The sequence below is a fragment of the Amaricoccus sp. genome, assembly GCF_036846665.1.
In the GTDB taxonomy this organism is placed as follows: Bacteria; Pseudomonadota; Alphaproteobacteria; order Rhodobacterales; family Rhodobacteraceae; genus Amaricoccus.
Genome location: NZ_DAIUBO010000310.1, coordinates 1 through 3,814, shown reverse-complemented (window position 1 = coordinate 3,814; position 3,814 = coordinate 1). Strand labels below are relative to the sequence as shown.

Sequence of the window (3,814 nt, the reverse complement as noted above, 5' to 3'; positions counted from 1 at the left end):
TGATGCTCGGCCTGATGGCGCCCGACTACCTCGAGCGCGAGGTCTATTGCTGCGGACCCGAGCCGTTCATGCAGACGGTCCGCGAGATGCTGATCGGCTTCGGCTTCGACATGGATCACTACCACCAGGAGGCCTTCACGGGACCGCCGGTGCTGACGCCCGCCGACGCGCCGGAGCTCGACGACGTGGTGCCGGACGCCGAGGCCGCCTCGGAGGTGATCTTCACGATGAGTGGCCGGTCGGTGCCCTGCACCGAGGCCGACACGATCCTCGCGGTGTCGCGGACGGCGGGGCTCAACATCCCGTCGGGCTGCAACTTCGGGGTCTGCGGCACCTGCAAGACCAGGAAGCTCTCCGGGGAGGTGCACATGGTCCACAACGGCGGCATCTCCGAGGACGACATCGCCGCGGGATACATCCTGGCCTGCTGCTCGCTGCCGATGGGGCGGGTCGAGATCGAGGCATGACGTGACGACCCGCCACGGCTAGGCCCACCCGTCGCCGACAGGCGACCTCCACCGTGCCCCGAACCGAGGGGCTCGGCCGCTGGTTTCGTGCGTCGCGAGTTCCTGCTGCCTGCCACGGGACGCCATCAAGACGATTCATCCGTCATCCTCTGCGGTGTCGGACAAGAATCCTCCGAAGACGCGTGGGCAATGCAACCCATCAGATCGCCCGCTCGTCGCGCGGGCGCAGACACCGCAGTCAATTGCCAGAGAGGAGGTTCAATGACCGAAACGTCCAATGATCCCGCACTGGCGGCCGGCATACGCCCGGCCGACGGTCCCACTGGGATCATCAACACCGATTACACGATCGGTCGCGACAATATTGAAGGCTCCCTGGGGCCTTTCGGCTTCGACATACACAATCCTGTCTTCGCAATCTCCGCGCTTTCGGTCATCGCGTTCGTCGTCTTCACGCTCACGCTGCCTGACGCGGCGAGTGCCATCTTCACATGGCTGTTCTCGGCCGTCACCCAATCCTTCGATTGGGTCTTCCTCGGCGCCGGCGACATTTTCGTGATCGTCTGCCTGCTCCTGATCGTGACCCGCCTCGGCAACGTGCGGCTCGGTGGCCGGGACGCCACGCCCGACTTCTCCTATGTCGGCTGGTTCTCCATGCTCTTCGCCGCCGGCATGGGCATCGGGCTGATGTTCTACGGAGTCTCCGAGCCTCTCAGCCACTTCTCCTCGTCCCTCGGGGGTACCGCCGTCGGGCCCGATGGCGTCCGGACCGACTGGGCACCGCTCGGGGCCGCCGCGGGCGACGAGGCGGAGGCGATCCGCCTCGGGATGGCGGCAACGATCTTCCACTGGGGGCTGCACCCCTGGGCGATCTATGCCGTGGTCGGACTGTCGCTGGCACTCTTCAGCTACAACAAGGGCCTGCCGCTGACGATGCGGTCGGCCTTCTACCCCATCTTCGGGGAGCGGGTCTGGGGCTGGCCCGGCCATGTGATCGACATCCTGGCGGTCTTCGCGACGTTGTTCGGTCTCGCCACGTCGCTCGGCCTCGGCGCCGCGCAGGCCAATGCCGGGCTGAACAAGCTGTTCGGTGTCCCGATCGGTCCGATCCCGGAGGTCCTCCTGATCGTCGGCATCACGGCGATCGCGCTGATCTCGGTGCTGCGCGGCCTCGAAGGTGGCGTGAAGGTCCTTTCCGAGATCAACATGGGTCTGGCGTTCCTGCTCCTGCTTTTCGTGCTGCTCGCCGGGCCGACGGTGCTTCTCCTGATCAGTAGCGCCGACTTCCTGCTGGCGTATCTCGAGTACCTGCCCGCGTTGTCGAACCCCTTCGGGCGGGAGGATGTCAACTTCATGCAGGGCTGGACCTCGTTCTACTGGGCCTGGTGGATCTCCTGGTCTCCGTTCGTCGGAATGTTCATCGCCAGGGTGAGCCGCGGCCGGACCGTGCGCGAGTTCCTGATCTGCGTGCTGCTCATTCCTTCGCTGGTCTGCGTCATCTGGATGTCGATCTTTGGCGGCACGGCCATCACCCAGGTGGTTCGCGACGGCTATACGGCGGCAACGGAAGCCGACCTGCCGCTGCAGCTTTTCGCCGTGCTCGACGCGCTGCCCTGGGTGTCGATCACCTCCCTGATCGGCATCGTTCTGGTGATCGTCTTCTTCACGACCTCGTCGGACTCCGGGTCGCTGGTGATCGACACCATCGCCGCGGGCGGCAAGGTCGACGCCCCGGTGCCGCAGCGGGTGTTCTGGTGCGTCTTCGAGGGAATCGTTGCTATCGTACTACTGCTTTCCGCGGGCGGCCTGCAGTCGCTGCAGTCGATGGTGATCTCGACGGGCCTGCCGTTCACCCTCGTGCTGCTGGTGATGTGCGTCTCGATCTGGCGAGGACTCGCCACCGAACCGCGCTAGGGTCTGGCCCCATAAACCGTCGCATAGTGTTTGCACGGTCTGGATTCGGCTGATTCAACTTCTCCAGAGAGGGAGGCCCCGATGCGCCGTCATGAATTGAGTGACGAGGAATGGGCGATCATGCGAAACGTCCACGACGGAGAGTTGCATGACCGACCCGATCCCCGCCCGCCTGGCCACGGGCGCCCCACATCGCTGAACCGGAATCTGCGGCGCAAGCCGGGCACGCAGGGCCTCCATCGCCGCGATCGGGGCCTCCCCGCGTCGCAGCGCGTCGTCATAGGCCGCGAGATGGCCGGCGACGCTGGCCTCGAGTTGCTCGGCGACGTCGGCGGCCGCCGGAAGCTCGACTCACCCGAAGGCGTCGAGGAAGTCGGGGTCGTCCAGCCGGTGCGGCTGGCCGGCGATCGCCTTCCGGGCCTCGTCGTCATTGCGACGCTCGGCCTCGACCCGCTGCGCCGGCGGCAGGTCGGGAAGCTGGGCGCCGAGATGGGCGACCGCCTTCGACAACCCGAGCATGTCCGACTCCGACAGTCCCACCGCCCAACCCGCCTCCGCGATGACGTTCAACTTGGCCGCCCGACGCGCCGCCTCCCGGGGATCGCGGGTCCAGAGGGCGACGGTCAGATGCGGTCGCGTATTGTTCCCGCGATGGGCTAACGCCAGGTTTACCGGCGGCCGGCGGCGGAAGGAGAAGGAGTCGCCACGTCGACGAACATAGGCGGTATGGGGGTGCATTTGGGCGGCCCTTTTGGGCGACGCTCCGCACCAACTGCCCAAGCCGCCGAGATTCTCAACAGAATCAAAGGCAGGCTGCCGTTCCTGAACACCTATCGAACCATGTGCGTGGCGCCAGAGCCAGATTTCAGGCGCTTGCTTGAAGATATCCGAGAATTCGAGATTGCTGCCTGACGGCATGCCGGCCACCGTTTAGTGGATGGTTGACGTGTCTATCGAATCAAGTGTAGAGTGACCGCTAAACAGGAAACGGAGACAGGAGCCATGACCAGCGGGAGGGAGAAGTTCGGGGCGTTTATTCGCCGCGAGCGTGAGGCGCGGGAGATCGGCTTGCGAGAGATGGCCAAGAAGATCGGGGTGAGCCCGACCTATATGTCGAAGGTGGAGCGCGACGAGTTTACGCCGCCGACTGAGGACAAGGTTCGGTCGATCGCGCAGATTCTCGAATGCGATCCGGATAAATTGCTGGCGATGGCGGGGCGCGTGCCCTCCGATCTCGCCGACATCATCAAGCGGCATCCTGTCGAAATGTCGGCGCTGCTGCGAACCGTCAACGGTCTGAGCGCCGAGGACCTGGCCCGGCTTTCTCGGGAGGCAGGAAAGGCCAAAGGCAAGTGAAGCCACGGGGGCGCACACTACCCGACTCTCGGGTTTTGGGGCGCTCTTGAAGGAATTCGGTGCCACTCCTGGACGGC

General features: G+C 65.2%; 4 protein-coding genes. 3 read left to right on the top strand and 1 reads right to left on the bottom strand.

Annotated features, from left to right (window positions below):
• Both V7050_RS19335 and V7050_RS19330 read left to right on the top strand, forming a co-directional pair.
• Positions 1 to 467 (top strand): 2Fe-2S iron-sulfur cluster-binding protein (locus tag V7050_RS19335; protein ID WP_324375853.1); only part of this gene is annotated, 467 nt, incomplete at its 5' end.
• 261 nt (positions 468 to 728) lie between these two features.
• A complete protein-coding gene (locus tag V7050_RS19330; RefSeq protein ID WP_324375851.1) occupies positions 729 to 2,381 on the top strand; it encodes a BCCT family transporter in 1,653 nt (550 codons plus the stop codon).
• A 351-nt stretch (positions 2,382 to 2,732) separates the two neighbouring features.
• On the opposite strand, the gene V7050_RS19325 is transcribed toward V7050_RS19330, so the two are convergent.
• Positions 2,733 to 3,299 carry a DUF6538 domain-containing protein gene (locus V7050_RS19325; protein WP_324375849.1) on the bottom strand — a complete coding sequence of 189 codons (567 nt, stop codon included), beginning with the start codon at positions 3,297 to 3,299 and terminating at the stop codon, positions 2,733 to 2,735.
• 84 nt (positions 3,300 to 3,383) lie between these two features.
• Here V7050_RS19325 and V7050_RS19320 point away from each other — a divergent pair, with 84 nt between their 5' ends.
• Entirely contained in the window at positions 3,384 to 3,737 is a 354-nt protein-coding gene (locus tag V7050_RS19320) for a helix-turn-helix domain-containing protein (RefSeq protein WP_324375847.1), read from the top strand.
• Positions 3,738 to 3,814 lie beyond the last annotated feature (77 nt).